Genomic DNA, 19,216 nt, shown 5'->3' on the forward strand with positions numbered 1-19,216 from the left:
GCCAATTATCCGGTCTTAGCTATCGTTTCCGATAGTTATCCCAGTCTTAAAGGCAGGTTACCTACGTGTTACTCACCCGTCCGCCGCTAACTTGTTCCCGAAGGAACAAATCCGCTCGACTTGCATGTATTAGGCACGCCGCCAGCGTTCGTCCTGAGCCAGGATCAAACTCTCCAATAAAGTTGCGCATGCTGCCGAAGCAACACACGACTTTTTATTCTCAAGCTTAACAGCTCAAAATTCGAAACTGACGAGATTTACATCTCATTTTAAAACTTTTTGTGATCACTTGCGCGCTTCATTTCCGTTAGGATCTGAGGCCTCATCAGGCGATCTCTTCTTCACTCGTTATTCAGTTTTCAAAGAACAATTTCTTTTGTTTATCATTGCCACCCTTCAAAGGCGACCTAATCAATATACCACATCTGCCTACTTCATTGCAAGAACTTTTTTTATCAAATTCTTTTTTTCATTTAAGCTTCCGAAGCGACAAGGAGTAATATAACAAATTCTAAAACAGAATGCAAGCTTTTTATCCATCTTTTTTTAAAATTAAATTCAGGGCCGCTTTCAGGTAAGCAAAAGACCTGCTAACAGCAAGGTTTTTCCCATACACTACAATACATTACCGATTGCATCCTCCCTCCTGATTCAAAGGGATAGTGAACCGAACAAAGAAAAAAAGAAAACGCCTTTCGGCGTCCTCTGGTTTTCTTTCTTTATATGATCGCTTTAACCCTGACTCCCAATAAATACGTAGCGGGCAAGAATAAGCACGGCCAGAACCCACATCAACCAATGAACTTTATATTTGCCTTTGCCGCCTACATTAGCTACGGTAGCCAATATTACATAAGTAAAGATCCCGAACGAAATTCCATTCGCAATATTATAAGTAAACGGCATAAAGGTGATGGTCAAAAAGGCAGGAATGGCAATGACATAATCCTGAAAATCAATATCGCGAACGGATTGCATCATCAGAACTCCAACAATGATCAGAGCTGCTGCCGTAGCCGAGCCAGGAATAAGAGCAGCTACCGGAGCCAGGAACAGAGCAAGCAAGAAACATACACCAGTTGTAACAGCCGTTAGTCCAGTACGTCCGCCTTCAGCAACACCAGCAGCACTTTCCACATAGGCAGTTACAGTTGATGTTCCCAGCATAGCTCCACCGCCAACGCCAAAAGCGTCAACAAGCATCGCTTTACCAACACGTTTTTTGCCTTCAACAGGATCCTTCATTAAGCCAGCGCGGTTAGCTGTACCGACCAATGTCCCAAAGGTATCAAACAATTCCACAAAGGTGAACGTTACAATGACAGAAATAATACCCGTCTGCCAAATGCCGTTCCAATCAAAAGCCATAAACTGAAGCTCATTAAAATGAGGAACCCAAGGTGTCTGGTTGCTGGTTAGAACATCCCAGTTCACTTCACCCATTAACATAGCAACAACTGTTGTTCCAAGTATACCGAATAAAATCGCTCCACGAACTTTAAGCACCATTAGCACGCTAATCAGAATAAGCCCGATAATGGCCAGCTGTACGCTTTTATTCTCCAGGCTTCCCATATGAAAGACCGTTTCGAAGAAAGCAACTTCCGTGAAAACTCCTTTAGGAATATCATTAACCGATTCAACACCAACGGATAATAAACCGCTGTTCTTCAAACCAATAATAGTAATGAAAAGCCCGATACCTACCGTTATCGCATGTTTAAGCCCATCCGGTATCGCGGTTAACAGCATTTGCCGCACTTGGGTAATCGTCAAAATGATAAAGATAATCCCCGATACGAATACGGCTGTTAGTGCCATTTGCCAAGTAAATGGATTCTCTGATGCAGCTGAAGAGAGAATGACGGCAGCAAAGTAAGCGTTAAGACCCATCCCTGGAGCCACAGCTACCGGAAAATTAACGAATAGCCCCATAGCAATTGTAAAAATACCGGCCGCTAAGGCTGTAGCCAGAAACACGGCATACCAATTCATACCCGTCTGACCAAAAGCATACAACGTATTGGGATTTACAGCCAATATGTACGCCATCGCCATAAAGGTCGTTAAGCCTGCCATGATCTCAGTTCGTACTGTCGTTCCACTTTGCTTCAATTTAAAAAACCGGTCCATCTTTCAAACTCCTCCTAAAATTTTGATTGGAACAGCAAAACTTGACAATTCCAAATATGTGTACTCCACCATTTTATGAATCCATCACCTGCTTGTCAATGAAAAAAATCCGTACATTATTTATGCAGATTAAAATATTCATTCGGAATGTAAACGGTTTCTAATGCTGTCAATTTGAATATTTCTAGAATCCATCCGGCTCTAATCCTGGGCAGAAGAGCTTACCAGCCGCTCAGCATCTCGTAAAAAAAAGAAAACCCGCCGAGGTCTCATCCCTCAAACAGGCCATTCTTCATGAATTAATATCTTTTATTCCCACTCAATCGTCGCAGGCGGCTTGGAAGTCACATCGTAAACAACACGGTTCACATTATCAACCTCATTGACGATGCGGTTCGATATTTTCTCCAGCACCTCATAAGGGATACGCGCCCAGTCTGCTGTCATTCCGTCGATGGATGTCACAGCTCTAATGCCGACTGTATAGGAGTAGGTTCTGGCATCGCCCATTACACCTACGCTTTTCATATTAGGCAGCGCCGTAAAATACTGCCAGATCTCCCGCTGCAGTCCAGCCTTGGCGATCTCCTCATGGAGAATTGCATCGGATTCACGGACGATAAGCAGCTTATCCTCAGTAACCTCACCCAAAACACGGATAGCAAGCCCTGGTCCTGGGAACGGCTGACGCCATACGATTACGCCTGGCAGACCGCACTCTTCGCCGACCTTGCGTACTTCGTCTTTAAATAATGCTTTTAAAGGCTCGATAAGCTTAAATTTCATATCTTTCGGCAGGCCGCCGACATTGTGATGCGATTTGATCGTTTGTGCCGTTGCCGTGCCGCTTTCCACGATATCTGTATAGAGCGTTCCTTGGGCCAAAAAGGTGAAGTCATCAAACTGGGCGGATTCCTCTTCAAATACGCGGATAAACTCCGTGCCGATAATTTTACGCTTTTGCTCAGGATCGTCCACGCCTGACAGCTTGCCCAGGAACCGGTCGCGGGCATCGATTTTGACAACCTTCATATCGAATTTACCGACAAAGGTATCCATCACACTATCCGCTTCGCCCTTGCGCAGCAGACCATGGTCAATAAACATACAGGTAAGCTGGCTGCCGATCGCTTTATGCAGCAAAATAGCTACTACCGAAGAGTCCACGCCTCCACTTAACGCGCAGAGCACCTTTTTATCGCCTACTTCGTCCCTTATATCCTTAATCGTGTCTTCAATAAAGCTTTCCATGCTCCATTCACCCGTGCAGCCGCAAACTCCGTAAATGAAATTATGAATCATCTCATTACCTTGAGCTGAGTGGCGAACCTCGGGATGGAACTGCACCGCGAACACTTTCCTGTCCGGATGACTCATAGCGGCAATAGGTGCCGATTCCGTGCTTGCATCAAGAACGAAGCCTTCAGGAAGCGCTGAAACATGATCGCCATGGCTCATCCAGACAACCTGCTTCGAATCCAATCCTTGAACAAGAGCACTTCCTTCAACAAAGCCGATCTCTGCCTTGCCGTATTCACGGGATGAGGAACGTTCCACTTTCCCATTCAATTGATGCGCAATAAGCTGCATGCCATAGCAAATACCGAAAATTGGAATACCAAGATCGTAAATGGCCGGATCAACCAAAGGAGAACCTTCTCCATATACACTGGCAGGCCCTCCTGAGAAAACAATCCCCTTAGGATTCAAGCTGCTGATCTTTTCCACTGTTGTATTGAAAGGCATAAGCTCGCTGTAAACACCCAAATCACGAATCCGCCTTGCAATCAATTGATTATACTGTCCTCCAAAATCCAAAACAACGATAAGCTCATTCGGCTTGTCCATGTGCCGCCCCCCTAATTTCATAGTGCTTATTATATCTACAGAGCGCTTCGTGGTCAAGAAATTACAGTGCTTCAGGAATATCCAAGTTCTACTGTTTGCTTGTTTGCCAGTTTGTTGTACAATAGGGTAAGCACTAAACCTCACATAGCATGACAAGTTAGTGCCGCAAGTTCGCAGAACAAGTATTGAACAAGTAATGGACAAGTAATGGCGGTGAATAACTAGAGTGGAATTAAGACAAATCCAATACTTTATCGAAGTAGCCAAGCTGGAGCACGTTACCGAGGCATCCTACCTCCTCCACGTGGCCCAATCCGCTGTCAGCCGGCAAATCTTCAAGCTGGAAGCTGAGCTTGGGGTCGATCTTTTCATCCGCGACGGCCGCAAGGTGAGACTGACTCCCGTTGGCAAAATGTTTCTCGGCCATATGGAACAGGCGATCCAGGTCATCGAGAAGGCGCAGCAGGAAATCGAAGAATTTCTTGACCCGGAGCGCGGCACGGTGCACATCGGTTTTCCAAGCAGCCTTGCTTCCCATATGCTGCCTATGGTCATATCTGCTTTCCGGGACCATTATCCCAAAGTCCAATTTCAACTGCAGCACGGCTCTTACCGGGAGCTGATCGATCTGGTTGGCAAAGGAACTTTGAATTTGTCCCTGATTGGTCCGGTACCGAAGCATGATAAGCAAATTCACGGAGATACGTTGTTTGTGGAACGGTTCGTTGCACTCTTACCTGCCAGCCATCCACTGGTCGATCAGCCCAATTTGAGACTGAACCAGCTGCGCGGCGATATGTTCGTCTTGTTTCCGGAAGGCTTCGTCTTGCGAGATATTGTCATTGACGCCTGCGAGGCGCAGGGCTTTGAACCGAAGATTTCATTCGAAGGCGATGATATCGACACGATCAAAGGTCTTGTCGCGGCCGGTCTGGGCATCACGCTGCTGCCTGAAATTGCTTTAAATGACAACATTCCGCGCTCCACTGTAAAAGTCCATATAGATGATCCTCAAGTAACCCGCAGCGTTGGCATCATTACACCGAGTAACCGGGAGCTGCCGCCAACTGAAAAGCTATTTTACGATTTCTTGAGAAACTACTTTGCAACGATCCGTGAATTCAGCAACGGATAAAAAAAAGGAAACGAGCGCTATGCGATCATTTCCTTTTTTTGTATTCATTTATACGATACCTTGAAGCATCATAGCGTCGGCTACTCTCAAGAAGCCTGCGATATTGGCGCCAGCTACTAGATTGCCGGAACAACCGTACTCTTCGGCAGCATCGATGCTGTTGCGATAAATATTTTTCATGATCTCATGCAGCTTATCGTCTACTTCGTGGAACGCCCATGAGTAGCGCATGCTGTTTTGGGACATTTCCAGAGCAGATACGGCTACACCGCCTGCATTTGCTGCTTTGGCTGGTCCGAATAGGACGCCGCTTTCCAGGAATAAATCGATCGCTTCCAGCGTGGATGGCATGTTCGCGCCTTCTCCAATCGCTTTTACGCCGTTAGCCACAAGGATTTTGGCGGAGTTGATGTCAATTTCATTTTGGGTTGCACAAGGAAGCGCGATATCGCAAGGAATCGTCCAGATGCCCAGGCAGCCTTCATGATAAGTTGCACCCGGATGCTCCAGTACATACTCACTGATCCGTTTGCGTTCAACCTCTTTCAAGCGCTTCACAGTATCGACATTGATGCCGTTCGGGTCGTGAATATAACCATTGGAATCACTGCAGGCAACAACCTTGGCGCCCAGCTGCTGTGCTTTCTGAATGGCGTAAATGGATACATTTCCGGAACCGGATACGACTACTGTGCTCTCAGCAAAGCTCCAACCAATAGATTGCAGCATTTCATGGACGAAATAAACCGTACCAAAGCCAGTCGCTTCCGTTCTAGCCAAGCTGCCGCCATAAATAACGCTTTTGCCTGTAAGAACACCGGCTTGATGGCCGCCGCGAATCCGTTTGTACTGCCCGAACATAAAGCCGATTTCACGTGCGCCTACACCAATATCTCCAGCAGGAACGTCCTCATCAGGACCAATGTACTTATAAAGCTCCGTCATGAAGCTTTGTGTAAAGCGCATGATTTCATTGTCGGATCTGCCTTTCGGATCGAAATCCGAACCACCCTTACCACCGCCGATTTGTTGACCGGTCAATGAGTTTTTGAAAATTTGTTCAAAGCCCAGAAATTTAATAATGCTGGCATTGACGGAAGGATGGAATCTCAAGCCGCCTTTGTATGGGCCAATCGCACTGTTAAACTGTACGCGGAAACCGCGGTTAACGTGTACTTTACCTTGATCGTCCACCCAAGGAACACGGAAGGATAGAACCCGCTCCGGCTCAACGATCCGCTCAAGAATACCGGCCTTCATATATTTCGGATGCTTAGCGAATACCGGAACTAAAGAGTCCACGATTTCTTTCACCGCTTGGTGAAATTCGCTTTCATTTGGATTTCTTCTTTTTACCGTTTCATATACTTCTTGAACGTACTGCTTTGCTGCCGCAGTATTTTCCAATTCTGTTTCCATAACTGCCATTCCAGTCTCCCCCTCGCTTGTAAACAATCCGAACTCCTAGAAATCAACATCAGAAGTCGGTTTACGTTACTTGTATCTTATTATGCGAGAGTCGGCATAAACAATATGTCATTTAGATGATCTTCATGCCAAATTGATATGAGTGAGATTATTGGGGCAATTTAAGACTTTAAAGACGTGACAAAAAATCTACATCACAGAAAAATCGGCTTTTTTCTAGCCAGTCAGCTTCATTTAACCAGATGCTTGTCTACTGATTTGGCAGCTATATCTTGAATATTTTTCCACATATCGACAATCTGGCTTCGTGAGTACAGAGCATGACCATAAGGCTGATACCTGGCTTCCTCATACCGGCCGGCAAGCTCAAGCAGCTCCAGCTTCAAAGCGGCATCCTGTATCTGCAGCCCTTCGATATACTCGCGCAAGGTCTGATGGGCTTGCTTGCTGCCGAATGCACGGAATATTTGTCCCCACAGAACCTCCATCAATCTAATAGGCCGCCGGGGTAAAAAGAACGCCCGATGTCTTTTCCATACAAACAGAGAGGCTATTGTGACTAAAACAGCTATAGCTCCTATGACTATAATTTGCAGCAGCAGATCTCCACGTTTATTGAGAATTGCGGTCTCCTGTATCTTTTTCAGCAATGCCGCTCCTCTTTCTCCTAAATGTCGCAGCCATACCGCTGCCGCGCCACTATCACTGCCTGTATCTTCTATTATAGAAGAAACAGCCTGCTGAGCTTTTTCTTGAGACTGCTCCTGGGCTGATAGAAGTGCTGGTCCCGTAAAACCGGGGGTTGGCTCGAAGGGAATCCATCCTCCAGAAGGAAAATAAACTTCTACCCACGAATGCGCATCCTTAGCGAGCACCCTCAGCGTTTGCGCCGTTCCGGCATCCATTGTTTTTGCCTCTCCAGGCGCAAATCCCTTCACCCATCTCGCCGGTATCCCGATTGAACGGAGCATCACGACCATCGCTGTTGAAAAATGATCACAATAGCCGCTTTTATCAACAAAAAGAAAGTGGCTGACGAAATCCTCATTTCGCCCAGGCCGGGTCGGCTTGACCATACTGTATGTGTAGGTGCTGCGCAGGTAGTTTTGGATAGCCTGTGCCTTTGCATAGGGTTCTTCAAGTCCCTTCGTAATCTGCTCCGCCAGCCGCCTGATTGCAGTTGGAAGCCGCTCTGGAAGCTGTAAATACTCCGTTCGTATATCAGCTGGATATTCACCCCTGTCTGCAGCAAGCATCGAAAGATCAGGCTGAAGCTGGCTAACGGTTATTTTATAGTAAGAAATGGCATCTGCTATTTCCGGCAGCACAACCTTCCCGGTTAGCTCATCATGCAAAACTGTTTCCGGCCGTGCGGACTTACCCTTCGCTGTAATAAGGTTATCCACCCGCACCAGGCTGCCTCCATAAAAGATTTGCTTGCTGCTATCCGCCTCATTATGCCATAAAACTTCCTGGGTCAATTGAGCCCCGCGTTCCAATTGCTCTTGTGAGAGTGAGGACGGCTGCGGAATAAACGGTTCCCACTGCGGCTCTTTACCGCTCCAGCCTTTTCCGTCATAGACACTCTTGGATTCTCCACGCCAGTAAGCCGGGACTACAACCACTTCCTTAGCCGGCGCCATTTCTGTGGTTGACGCAGTTGCTTTAACCGTTGCCGTAGTTGTTGCCGTAAAAACAAGACTATCGTCAGATTGCAGCGGACCACCAAGCACCGAATCATCTGTACTGTAGCCTGATTTGGCTATCACTTGCTTGGCTCCTGCGAAACCATTTGAATCCTGTTGAAAATAACTTTCCCATCGCTGCAGCAGCGCCGTTCCATCTATAGGCTGAATAAGCCTTCCCGCCTGTGACTGGTGGCCAAACCAGCCCAATCCTCCAACGGTTGCCGCTGCGACTATACTGATCATTAGCCAACGTGCAGGCCAGCCAGCCACATTTATTTTAACTCCATAGTGCTGCTGGATTTTCGAGAAATTTAATAGAGCAAGGAGAGCTAGTCCTGAGCCCAATGCCCGGATAACGCCTAGTGTAGTATCAATGCCGACCAGCAATTGCAGCAGCAACAAATAGGCTATAGTTACGGCTATAAACCACAGGGCATGCAGCTTTTGCAGCATCAGGGCTTGCGCTACAGAAAGCAGCAGCAGCCAGCCAATTAGAAACAGCAGTACGCGGCTTTGTTGACTAATTAAGGCTAATTCCAAGTGATAGGTATGCAGGCCATCTTGAGCTAGCACAACAAGGAAATCCCAGATCCAGGACATCTCAAGAAATACATCTGTATAAAACGAAGTTCCAATCCAGGTCAGCAGCGCTGCAGCTTTGATAACCCACCCGAGCATGTAAGGCACTCTCAACCAATCCAGCGCAATACCTACCGCGAAAATAAGAAGAAACGGCAGCATGCTGTACACCCCGGAGGCTCCCGAAGCACCTGACAGCTCCGGCATCGGACGCAGCCATTCCCAAAGCATCGCAAGGAGCAGCAAAGAAAGCGCGCCATCTCTCAGCAATGAGCCCGCGGCAGGTGAATCATCCGCTTTACCCGGCGCGTTAACTTCTAAAACCGCGCCTGATGGATCAGAGCTAGATGAAACTTTGCGAGATGATTTCGTTCGGGACGGAGCTGATTGAGTTGAAGCCGTGCCAGATAGATCAGAGCTAGATGAAACGTTGCGAGATGATTTCGTGCGATCAGCTTTGGACTGGTGCTTTGATGAGCGCGGCCCTGCCGCGGGAGCGGACGAGCTGCCCGGTGGTTGAAGCGGAAGGTTAGGCGTCGGCATCGACGATCACCTCCCGCTTCGGCCACTCGCTGCGCGGATGTGGCGCAGCACTGCAGCTGCAGCCCAGCGCCTGCAGCTGAGCAACGCCCTCGCGCTCCGCTGGCGAGAGGGCCAAACCAGCGTGCACGTAGACCACGTGCACACTTCGTCTCCTGCTCCGCGCCTCTGCGAGAGCGTGGAGCAGGGCAGGACCCAGCGTCGATGTGATGCACAGCATCGACGTATCGGGCGGCAAAGCCGCGGCCTCTTTCCTGACAAGGTCAGGAAAGGCTTCGGCGGCGTTGCCGCCCACGCTCGCGAGTACTTCGTACGCGAGCGTGGGATCTTGGCGAATCGCGGGGGCGATTCGCTGGGCACTTGCGGAGCTGCTGGCGAAGCCGCAGCTCTCACGCGCGGCAGCGGCGGCTTCGAAGAAGGCCGCCGCCAGTGCGATGCCCTGCTCGAGCAGGGGCTGCGAAGCAGCCGCACCTGCGGAGCCGGGCGGGAATGCGGGCGCAGCGTCGAGCAGCAGCATGCACTTGGCCGCGGAGCTGCGCTCGGCCTCCTTCGTAATCAACCGCCCCAGTCTTGCGGTTGATTTCCAGTGAATGCGCTGCTGGGAATCGCCGCTCACATATTCCCTGATGCCGCCAACCGCATGTGCCGGCGCCCAATCAAGCTGCCGGCGCTGCTGCGCGGCAGCTCCATCTCCCGAAGCAAGGGGTATAGCGATGCGGCTGATTTCAGCAGGCTTCGGATACACCTTAAAAGAGTGAACGGCGTGCTCTGCGGAAGCCTTCCTTTTATTAACGGCAAATCCAAAAAGATCCCCGGTCACCGCCTCACCGCTGACCCAGGAGTATTTTCCACGACGCAAGCCTCTAATTTTGTAACCAATCGCAAGCGAGCGCTGAAACCACGGAAACTGTAGTGTGCTGTATTGCAGCAGCTCTCCACTCTCTTCATGCTTCCAAGTCTCTCTCCACACTAGCCAGACAAGCGGCAGCAGCGAGCGAAAAGTAACCTGCACCTTAACAAACATTTCATCACCAGCAGTGCCCACAGCGTTCAAAACCTTTCGCTGTGCCTGTAGCCGCAGCAAAGAGAACCACTGTAAACAAACAGCAGTGAGCATAATCACCAATAAGCATCCCAGAATGTAATAAGAAATAAATCCGCCTCTGGATACCGCCATCCATCCTACCAGCACACATCCGACAAGCAGCACGAGGCTTCTAGCCCCTATCTTTACAGCTACCACGTTACTTACCCGAAGCAAAGCGCAGCAAAGGCACAGCAATGCCTGCTAATATATTAGCCAAAATATGTTCCGCTTTCCTTCCTGCCATTCTTGCTTGCGAAGAGAGGATCAGCCTATGCGCCAAAACCGGCACAACAAGCTCTTTAATATCGTCTGGAATCATATAGCTTCTGCCTTCCATCAACGCTCTGGCTTGAGCTGCGCGCATCAGCGCATAGGATGCCCGTGGACTTGCACCAAGCAACAGTTCCCCATGTTCTCTTGTAGCTGCGGAAATACGCACAATGAACTCCATCAGCGTATCATCGACATGAATCGCTTGGGCAGCGTTTTGCAATTGAATCCACTCATCCAGCAGAATAACTGGTTTTAGCAGCTCAAGCGAGGACTTGCGGAGCAGCCGATCCAGCATTTGCTTTTCCTGCACTGAATCAGGATATCCAAGCGTGAGCTTAACCATAAAACGGTCCAACTGAGCCTCAGGCAAACAAAAGGTCCCCTCATAGTCGAACGGATTTTGCGTGGCCAGCAGCACAAAGGCTTCCGGCAGGTCATGACTGACCCCGTCAACAGTGACGCGCTTTTCCTCCATAGCCTCCAGCAGCGCAGCTTGAGTCTTCGGTGAAGTACGGTTCAATTCATCCGCAAGCACGACCGCCGTAAACAAAGGACCAGGGCGAAACTCAAACTCTGCCGTTTTGGGATTGTAAATAGATACCCCTGTCACATCAGAGGGCAGAAGATCAGGTGTGCATTGAATTCTCTTAGACTCGCAGCCTATCGTCCTGGCAACAGCCCTTACGAGCATGGTCTTCCCCACACCCGGCACATCCTCCAACAAAACATGACCGCCACAAAGCATCGCGATAAAAAGCTTCTCTATCGTCTCTCTTTTACCTACAATTACTTTCTCTACATTGTTTACCATGCGTTCAATAATAGAAGCGGGATGGTCAAATAATCCGGCATATGGCTGCATATTTATGTAGCCTCCTTATAAAGGTTATGCCTCTAGTTTTTCCAGCCGTCTAGCATTTTAGACATAGTCTAGATAAAGAGATATTTTCGCATATCTATAGCAACCTCTTTCGGTCCATCTCCAGCATTAAATCCGGTCACCTGACCACCCAGAAGTGCTAATGTACTAGTAAGCGGTACTTGCAGAACTCCCTCTATAAGATTTAATTCCGCTAAATAATAGACTTCTTTTGCAACGCCCATTTTATAGACTTGGATCGTTCGACTTGGCACATCAAATGAAATATCTGTCAACCCAAAATGCACCCATGCCGTCCGTTTCTCCTGCTCCCAAGACACTTCAGCACCCAGTCCTTCCATCAAAAAACGGAGCGAAAGCTGGATACGATCACCTTTAAGCTGATATTGATCCGGCTCCAGGATGAAGGACTGATTAGCATAATTCCCAAGCTTTATAGTAAGCTGGCCGCCCTTGGCAACAGCTAGCGCCTGCTCCGATTCTTGAATCGCCAATCTGCCTTGCCAGGCCAGAAGCTCCTCACCGCTGCTATTTGACAGCCCCATCTCCGAGCTGATGAAAGCTTCACTTGCATAAGATTCGTCAGCAGATAGATTCCCTTCAAAAGCCAGCTTCTGCTGAGCTATCTGGACCTGTGCTTGCTGAGTTTGAGTTTTTTGAACCTGCGGCACCTGTTTAGCTTGCTGAGTTTGATTGGCTGCCTGAGTCTCTTGCTCTGTTTGTTTGGATTGCTTGGTTTGCTTGGTTTGCTTGGTTTGCTTGGCTTGCACTGTTTGCTTGGCTTGCTCCGCTTGCTTGATTTGCTTTGCTTGTTCTGCTTGCTTGGCTTGAACTTCCTTGGCCCGATCCTCCTCCACTGCCTCTATGACTTGCTTCGCGAGATGGGACTGTCCAGATTGCTGAGCGTGCTCAGACTGATATAGATGCGCATAGGCCGCCACTTCTGTTAGCAGCTCCTGAAAATGAGCGTAGCTCATAGTACGATTCCACTTACTCTTGCCAAGCGGGAACTGTACGGGTTTCACCTCAGCAGACAGAGGGGCAAAAGCGTAGCCCTTATTTTTAAAATAACGAATAACTTCCGGCAGTGCCTCCAAAGTCGCTTCATGCCCGCTTCCATCGTGAAACAGGACAGTCATTTCATGCTTCAACGGCGCCTTTTTCACCTCTTCAATAATATCTCCCTTGGGTACATTCTTCTTCCTGGAGTCTCCGCTGTCCACATTCCAATCTACTACCGTGTAGCCCGCTTGATCCATGTAATAATAATAGTAAGCATCAAAATTCGTAAAGGTCCCGCCAGGCGCTCTAACCAAACGCGGCTTCACCCCGGCAGTGTCGTTCAAAATCTGTTCCGTCCGCTGAAGCTGCTCCCAAAAGCTTGAAAAATCACTATAAAGCTCTTTATATATATGGTCATAGCTATGATTGCCAATTGTGTGTCCTTCATTAATAATCCTCCTGATCAATTCAGGATGCGCCTGAGCTTCTTTCCCAAGCACAAAAAAGGACGCTTTAATATTTTCCTTTTGCAGCAAATCCAGCACAGGCCCAGTCAGCTTACTCGGACCATCATCAAAGGTTAGATAAACGGTAGGCTTCTCAGGAATCTTATAAGTCTTATCCTGCTGCTCCTGCTGCAATCCTTGACGCTTACCTTCATTAAGCAGCTTGAATGTCGCTTGATTTTTGGCATCTTGATTAACCGCTTGTTGATTACCTGCTTTTTCATCGATTACTTTTTGCTCGACTACTTTCTGATTGTTTGATTTCTGATTCTTTTCTTCCTGATTGCTTTCTTTCTGGTTGCTTTCTTTCTGATTGTTTCCTTTCTGGCTGCTTGCTTTTGGACTTCCCGCTTCTTGATTACCAGTTTTTTGTTGCAAAGAACTACCGGAAGCCTGCGAATCCTCAGCATGAGTGAATGACGCCGGAGAAAAAAACACACTTACTTGCAGGAAAATGATCAGCATTAACGTAAAAGATAATCTAGCAGAAAATTTCTGTAAGGTTATAATTGGATAATTGCGCATGCAGATAATCCCTCCGGTTAATCTATCATTTTTTGACTACTAATAGAGTATATGAGAGAGATGCATAGAGTATGCCTAACCAAACGCTAAATATGAAAAAACTTACTAAACGAGAAACAGCCCTGAAGGAAAACCGCCGGAAGTGAGTTGAAAATAACAAATAGGGGCGTTTCTATCATGGCTGGAGCTAAGAAAACAATTTAAAAATACGAGTTATAGCTGAAATACTATCAATATTGATCTGGAAGATTTTATTATCGGCTGCCCACAATATACAATAAAATCCAAAATAGAGAGCCAAACAACACAGAAGTAAGTAATATAAGCAACATGAAATCATTTTCTTTTTTGTGTATTAATTTATGAAGAGTGGTCAAAAACAATACATAAAAAGCACTCCCACCAACGCGAAGACAATGTCCATTCCTTTCGTTCCTCCTCCAAATTCAAAAAAACTTATTGTATAAAACTATTTTTACATACTTTAGATTATAACCAAGTTATCTCATGTATCACAAACATATAGACAACTCGTTGTCAAAATCGTCCTCCCCCTTTCAACCTGGATGGTGGCCCGCAGTAAAAGCTGCGAAAGTGCAGTTTTTTCACCTAAAATCGGAAATTTACCTAGAATTGCTGCAATGGTGCAGGAAAATTACCACATGGAGCTCTCAAACGGGCAAGAGACGGCAGAAAACCTGCAGATTCGCAGTAATTTACTTTATCAAGTTCATTTAGGTCCAAAAAAAATGCACATTTGCATTTCTTTCCTCCATGGCAGGTTGTTCTCTTATTGGTTACGGACATGAGATACGCTATTTCACCATTTATCTCTTTTTCGCGAGAGTTACGGACATACATTCCGCTATTGACCCTAAATTCATGCTGTTGGCGCGGTTTCAGCGTCAATAACGTCTCTCAGGTCCGTAAGCATCGCAATAACCCCATGAATTACTAAAATAACGTCTCTGAGGTCCGTAACGTAAGGTCTGCACCTTTTCGTTTAGCACGAACACTCCACCGCTCCACCATCTTAAAGAAATACAATTACCTAACGCATAAAAAAAACCACTGCTCCAAAGAATTACCTTTGGTCAATGGTTATACATGCAGATTCCTTAATTTAAGTCCTCAGCCGCTCAATCGCACCTTCTTATTTTATTCTTGTCCAATCAAATACAATAAATAATTCCTGCCACGACCGGTTCACCAGCGCTTGATAAGTATCCTGAGCATCCCTTGGTGACACTTGCCGAATCAGGCCCTCCAGAGGGATTTTTCCTTGTTGAAGCCACTTGGCCGCTGTTTGAAGGTTCGTAAAGATACTATGATGCTGGTGTTCATCTGTGAAAAATGGCATTTCCCACTCCCACCCGCTTCTTAGAACCGCATATTTGTGGAATACCTCCCATGTAATTTCATGGGCTGTATGATCGGTCCGCCGCTTCCAAGGCACTCCAACCATCACAACTTCTCCCCGTCTTCGCACAGCACGCAATCCATCAAGCAAGGCCGCCTCATGCCCTGAGCATTCCAAAACTAATGCAAAAGGCTCCAGCCTGTGCTTTTCATCAAAATTAGAAACAGATTCATAGACCTCTATATTTCCCGATGCTTTCACTACTTTTAGACGCTCAACATCCGGGTCACAGACAGTGACTTCATAGCCTGCATTGCGGAAAATATGCGCGGCCAAGTAACCGACAGGTCCTGCACCCATGACCAATACTCGATCTCCGGGACGGGCATATGTGGTTATTAAGGTCGTCATGCTCACCCCCATCAAGCGGGAAATCGTCCCTTTCCATGGCTCCAAGCCGGCAGGAAGCGGAAAAGACGCTGCTCCTTTGAGGATTTGGCGGGAACGATGGTTTCCCATTGCGAAGATCTGGTCTCCTGGCTTTACATGGGTAACCTGTTCACCAGCTTGTAATACTTTGCTGACTGTGGCATAGCCCGTTCCTTTAGGAAAAGGAGGTTCGCCCAAATATCCAGCGCTCAGCTCCGTACCAGGACTAATTAAAGAGTAAATCGTCTCTGCGACGATCTCATCAGGCCCCGGCTGCCCAACCGGATCAACCTCCAGCAATTCAGCCTGGGCATAATCAGTAAAAGTTATGGCATAATTCATTCTAATTCACTCCTCAAAATGGGTGTAGGCAGCAAGCACTGGTTAACAAGCATCGGATAGCTATCACCAGCTATTGTATAGAGATTCCAATCTCACTTGCAGTTTGCCGGATATATTGAGCTGCTAGCCCATACTCCTCATCACTGCTTAAATGCTCCAGCATCAGCGGGGTGTCCGGATCCAGACGGTTCATTTGCTGCAGAAAAACCTTATAATCCAATGCGCCAAGTCCAGGTCGGGCCTCATCCAAATGTACAGTTAAACGGGAATCAAGGGTAATATCCTTGGCATGGCAGCTTTTGATGTAAGGGCCTAGCTTGTCAAAACATTCCTTCAGGAATGCCGCATTCTGAAAATATCGGGAAGGACTATTGATCATATTGACTGGATCCAAATGAACCGCAAATCCTTTGCGATCGATGGCATGGATTAATTTCAAATAATGATCCGGTGAATCAGGAAAAATCCAGGGCATTGTCTCCAGCGTGTAGAACGTACGTGTAGGTTGAACGGCATCAATAATCGTACGGACGGTTTCCACGATAAGTGCGAAGGTATCCTCGGACAAATTGTCCGGATGGGGCCCGTCCCAGGTCTCACTTCGGGAGCCCGCTATATTCACACAGCATCTCGCTCCAATTCGTTCTGCGAACGCAAGCCTCTCCTGGCAACGTGCAATTGCCTCTCTGCGCTTTTTCTCATCGATATCAATAGGATTGCTCCAAGCACCAACCTCTGCAATGAGCAGATTATTCCGCTGTGCTTCCCGCAAATAATCCTCAACCTCTCCATTGCCCTCCTCCATACCATAGGCATTTGCCGCAGAATATCCAGCTTCCTTATGAAGCCGGACCCATTGCTCCGGATCGCTATTCAAAGAGATTAGTCCGCCAAGTCTCATTCGGTAATCACTCCTTCTGTAAGATTGAAATAAATATAAGCCCTCCGGGCATTATTTTGAATGTCTGCAAGTCGAAAAAATATATCTGATAGTCCAATTCTCATTTAAAGAATCGTTTCACGATGGTTGATTGTTTTGGTATTATCGCTTTGCTACAATAGATGTGAACTCAACCCATATGCCGATTAATATGCTGGTCCATATGTTACTTCATATATTGATTCATGTATCGATTCATATGTGGATTCACATGTTGATTCACATGTTGATTCATACGTGGATTCATACATCGGTTTATATATCCATAAATTTATCGAAGCAACAGGAAGGTGAATGAATATGTATCCATGGGGGGATTATCCTGATCATGTGATTAAGCTTGATTTTTTAGATGTGGGAACAGGTCAAATACACAGCGGCTATATCCATGAGAAAACCGTCCCTTTTGTCATCCTTGCCCAAGCAACTTCAGGGGTTTATGAGGTTACGTCACCTTTGGGAACAGTCATTGCTGCTGAGGGAGAGGTTTTTCTGACTCCTGCAAATATCCCGCTTAAAATATTACATACCAACACACCCTCTACCACCCTTATGACTTACCGGTTTATCCATATTAATTTCACATTATTTGAATCCATTGATATTTTCTCTATTTTCTCTCTCCCTCTAAAAACTACCAAAGAAAAAGGCCGGCAGATCGGAGAGATGATCGACGAATTATATCGTTTGAAAGTGGAAAACACAGGAAATACTACAAAATCTCCACTATCGATCATTGTAAAATCCAATGAAATTGCCTATCGGCTATTAAATGTTTTGCTGGAAATATCGAAGCCGCTAGAAGAAAGTCTATTTGATCTGCAAGCCTATCAAGCTGTCGCCCCCGTCATTATGTACATCAGAGAACATATAGGCGAGCCTATTACCTTAGGGGATTTAATGCGGCAGCTGCCACTGTCACGCTCTTCTTTTTTCCAAATATTCAAGCAGCACTTCAACAAAACTCCGATGGATTATGTAAAATTCGTCAGACTCAATGAAGGTTACCGCAAGCTGTGCAGTACAGAGAAATCGGTCGCAAAAATTGCCGAAGAAACCGGCTTCAGCAATCCGTTTCATTTCAGCAGGGAATTCAAAAAAAGTTTTCAAAAATCCCCCTTGCAAATTCGCAGCATGCATAAAGAGCTATTTGGCAGCATACACAGCTTTTAGACAAGCTATTTTGTTCATCTTTGCTGACTATCCGTTGTGTTGTATACTTGAAAGTAACTTTATTGGAGGGAGGTGTGAAATGGATCTTTCCGTTGACTTGAGCTTACTGCTGCTCGTTATCGGCTTATCGGGGTATTTTATCGGATATTTGTTCGTGCGTTCTGCACCTCATCGCTCAGCCTTCGCTTCCTCAGGCATAGATGGCAATAAAAGATTAGAGTCCACGCCAGGCATAAGCTTTCTCGGAACGAGATTAGGATGGATTCGCCGTAAACGGCCCTGCCGCAAGAAGCGAAAATCGACCGACGAAGAGCAGCATCCTTCCTTGTACATCGCTAACACACAGATGAAATCGATGAAATCAAGGAGGAATTGTATATGCTTTCGTGGATTAGTCCGATTATTTCCGTTTTGGATTCATTGCTCACCTTCTTCTTCCGGTTGTCCCATGATTGGGGCGCGGCTATTATCCTGCTGACCCTGATGGTTCGTTCCATCCTGTTTGTTTTTAATCTGCGAATGGCCCGGCAGCAAGTGAAGCAGGCTAGTGTTCAACCTAAACTCAAGCAGCTCAGGGAACAATTTAGCGGCGATATGAGCCGCCTTTCTCAAGAAACCCTAAAGCTGTATAACCAATATGGAATCAAACCTTTCGCCATGTTCACCGCAGGACTGCTGCAAATGCCTGTCTTCATGGGCATGTATGGACTTTTCAAGAGTCATGGAGCTGCGATGAGTTCACTGCTCCTCCCATGGGTATCTAACCTGGGGCAGTACGATCCTTGGCATATCATCCCTATTGTTTGCTCCATCTTTTCATTCATCAGTTACCTAGTACCTTTGACTAATGAACTGATAGCGATGCAATCATTCAACCAGCGCATCGGTATGTCGCTGTTGTTTGCCGGGATCTTTCTGGTTGTGATGTGGAAATCACCGGTTGCTCTGGCCCTCTACTGGACAACAAACTCAGTCTTCGCCATCTTGGAGCGCATCTTTTATCGTACAAAGCTTGGCAGGGCCATGCTGCTGCGGGGAAATCATATGGAACCGAGTGCGGCCTGAGACATCTGCAAACAGAAACAACTGTAAGAGAAACAATTGCAACAGAAACAACCGAAGGTTAGGCCTCCGGTTGTTTTTACTTTGATCATCTGCTCCTGAGTAAAGGGGATCCATTGAAGATCGTGTTCATGACGTGGTTGCATGAGGAGGAAATGGACAGCCGACAAGGTTTTTCTCTTATTTGGAAGAGATTTCCTAGTGAGCGTAGGCCAGGAAATGAAGAGCTGACCCTTCCCTGCTACTTTAACGATGTTTTTCATCGTTAAATGCCGGGGGGCGGCTC

The 19,216-nt window shown here is 46.9% G+C and carries 12 protein-coding genes and 1 rRNA gene; 3 read left to right on the plus strand and 10 right to left on the minus strand.

Going from position 1 to position 19,216, the window contains the following annotated elements; translation table 11 throughout:
* The 3 genes from J2Z66_RS18720 to guaA all read right to left on the minus strand — a co-directional run.
* Positions 1-180, minus strand: a 16S ribosomal RNA gene (locus J2Z66_RS18720); the annotation flags it as partial.
* Between the two features lie 552 nt (positions 181-732).
* Complete coding sequence (locus tag J2Z66_RS18725) at positions 733-2,133, minus strand: NCS2 family permease (RefSeq protein WP_209973139.1); 1,401 nt, start codon at positions 2,131-2,133, stop codon at positions 733-735.
* 309 nt (positions 2,134-2,442) lie between these two features.
* Entirely contained in the window at positions 2,443-3,981 is a 1,539-nt protein-coding gene (guaA, locus tag J2Z66_RS18730; protein WP_209973142.1) for a glutamine-hydrolyzing GMP synthase, read from the minus strand.
* 226 nt (positions 3,982-4,207) lie between these two features.
* Here guaA and gltC point away from each other — a divergent pair, with 226 nt between their 5' ends.
* A complete protein-coding gene (gene gltC / locus J2Z66_RS18735; protein WP_209973144.1) occupies positions 4,208-5,116 on the plus strand; it encodes a glutamate biosynthesis transcriptional regulator GltC in 909 nt (302 codons plus the stop codon).
* 48 nt (positions 5,117-5,164) lie between these two features.
* On the opposite strand, the gene gdhA is transcribed toward gltC, so the two are convergent.
* From gdhA to J2Z66_RS18770, 7 genes are all read right to left on the minus strand, one after another.
* The gene (gene gdhA, locus J2Z66_RS18740; protein ID WP_376774436.1) at positions 5,165-6,544 is read right to left on the minus strand and encodes an NADP-specific glutamate dehydrogenase; all 1,380 of its coding nucleotides are present in this window, start codon (positions 6,542-6,544) and stop codon (positions 5,165-5,167) included.
* Positions 6,545-6,774: 230 nt separating this feature from the next.
* Positions 6,775-9,354: a transglutaminase-like domain-containing protein gene (locus tag J2Z66_RS18745; protein ID WP_209973146.1), complete on the minus strand. Its 2,580-nt coding sequence runs from the start codon at positions 9,352-9,354 to the stop codon at positions 6,775-6,777.
* A complete protein-coding gene (locus tag J2Z66_RS18750) occupies positions 9,341-10,561 on the minus strand; it encodes a DUF58 domain-containing protein (protein ID WP_209973148.1) in 1,221 nt (406 codons plus the stop codon). The genes J2Z66_RS18745 and J2Z66_RS18750 overlap by 14 nt, the downstream gene beginning before the upstream one ends.
* A gap of 34 nt (positions 10,562-10,595) precedes the next feature.
* Entirely contained in the window at positions 10,596-11,573 is a 978-nt protein-coding gene (locus J2Z66_RS18755; protein ID WP_209973150.1) for an AAA family ATPase, read from the minus strand.
* 68 nt (positions 11,574-11,641) lie between these two features.
* Positions 11,642-13,624: a polysaccharide deacetylase family protein gene (locus tag J2Z66_RS18760; protein ID WP_209973152.1), complete on the minus strand. Its 1,983-nt coding sequence runs from the start codon at positions 13,622-13,624 to the stop codon at positions 11,642-11,644.
* 1,153 nt (positions 13,625-14,777) lie between these two features.
* Positions 14,778-15,755 (minus strand): zinc-dependent alcohol dehydrogenase, encoded by a 978-nt coding sequence (locus J2Z66_RS18765; RefSeq protein WP_209973154.1) that lies wholly within the window; start codon positions 15,753-15,755, stop codon positions 14,778-14,780.
* A 70-nt stretch (positions 15,756-15,825) separates the two neighbouring features.
* Positions 15,826-16,656, minus strand: coding sequence for a sugar phosphate isomerase/epimerase family protein (locus tag J2Z66_RS18770; protein ID WP_209973156.1), 831 nt, complete (start codon positions 16,654-16,656; stop codon positions 15,826-15,828).
* A 339-nt stretch (positions 16,657-16,995) separates the two neighbouring features.
* Between J2Z66_RS18770 and J2Z66_RS18775 the strand changes: the two genes are divergently transcribed.
* Positions 16,996-17,868 (plus strand): helix-turn-helix domain-containing protein, encoded by an 873-nt coding sequence (locus J2Z66_RS18775; protein ID WP_209973157.1) that lies wholly within the window; start codon positions 16,996-16,998, stop codon positions 17,866-17,868.
* Positions 17,869-18,246: 378 nt separating this feature from the next.
* Positions 18,247-18,933 carry a YidC/Oxa1 family membrane protein insertase gene (locus tag J2Z66_RS18780; RefSeq protein ID WP_209973159.1) on the plus strand — a complete coding sequence of 229 codons (687 nt, stop codon included), beginning with the start codon at positions 18,247-18,249 and terminating at the stop codon, positions 18,931-18,933.
* The last annotated feature ends 283 nt before the right edge of the window (positions 18,934-19,216 follow it).

The organism is Paenibacillus eucommiae (assembly GCF_017874215.1).
Lineage (GTDB): Bacteria > Bacillota > Bacilli > Paenibacillales > NBRC-103111 > Paenibacillus_AI > Paenibacillus_AI eucommiae.

Excerpts from the sequence above, each read along its gene's own strand:
- J2Z66_RS18725 (WP_209973139.1), bottom strand. The coding sequence starts at position 2,133 with ATGGACCGGTTTTTTAAATTGAAGCAAAGTGGAACGACAGTACGAACT.
- guaA (WP_209973142.1), bottom strand. The coding sequence starts at position 3,981 with ATGGACAAGCCGAATGAGCTTATCGTTGTTTTGGATTTTGGAGGACAG.
- gdhA (WP_376774436.1), bottom strand. The coding sequence starts at position 6,544 with ATGGCAGTTATGGAAACAGAATTGGAAAATACTGCGGCAGCAAAGCAG.
- J2Z66_RS18745 (WP_209973146.1), bottom strand. The coding sequence starts at position 9,354 with ATGCCGACGCCTAACCTTCCGCTTCAACCACCGGGCAGCTCGTCCGCT.
- J2Z66_RS18755 (WP_209973150.1), bottom strand. The coding sequence starts at position 11,573 with ATGCAGCCATATGCCGGATTATTTGACCATCCCGCTTCTATTATTGAA.
- J2Z66_RS18760 (WP_209973152.1), bottom strand. The coding sequence starts at position 13,624 with ATGCGCAATTATCCAATTATAACCTTACAGAAATTTTCTGCTAGATTA.
- J2Z66_RS18765 (WP_209973154.1), bottom strand. The coding sequence starts at position 15,755 with ATGAATTATGCCATAACTTTTACTGATTATGCCCAGGCTGAATTGCTG.
- J2Z66_RS18770 (WP_209973156.1), bottom strand. The coding sequence starts at position 16,656 with ATGAGACTTGGCGGACTAATCTCTTTGAATAGCGATCCGGAGCAATGG.
- J2Z66_RS18775 (WP_209973157.1), top strand. The coding sequence starts at position 16,996 with ATGTATCCATGGGGGGATTATCCTGATCATGTGATTAAGCTTGATTTT.
- J2Z66_RS18780 (WP_209973159.1), top strand. The coding sequence starts at position 18,247 with ATGCTTTCGTGGATTAGTCCGATTATTTCCGTTTTGGATTCATTGCTC.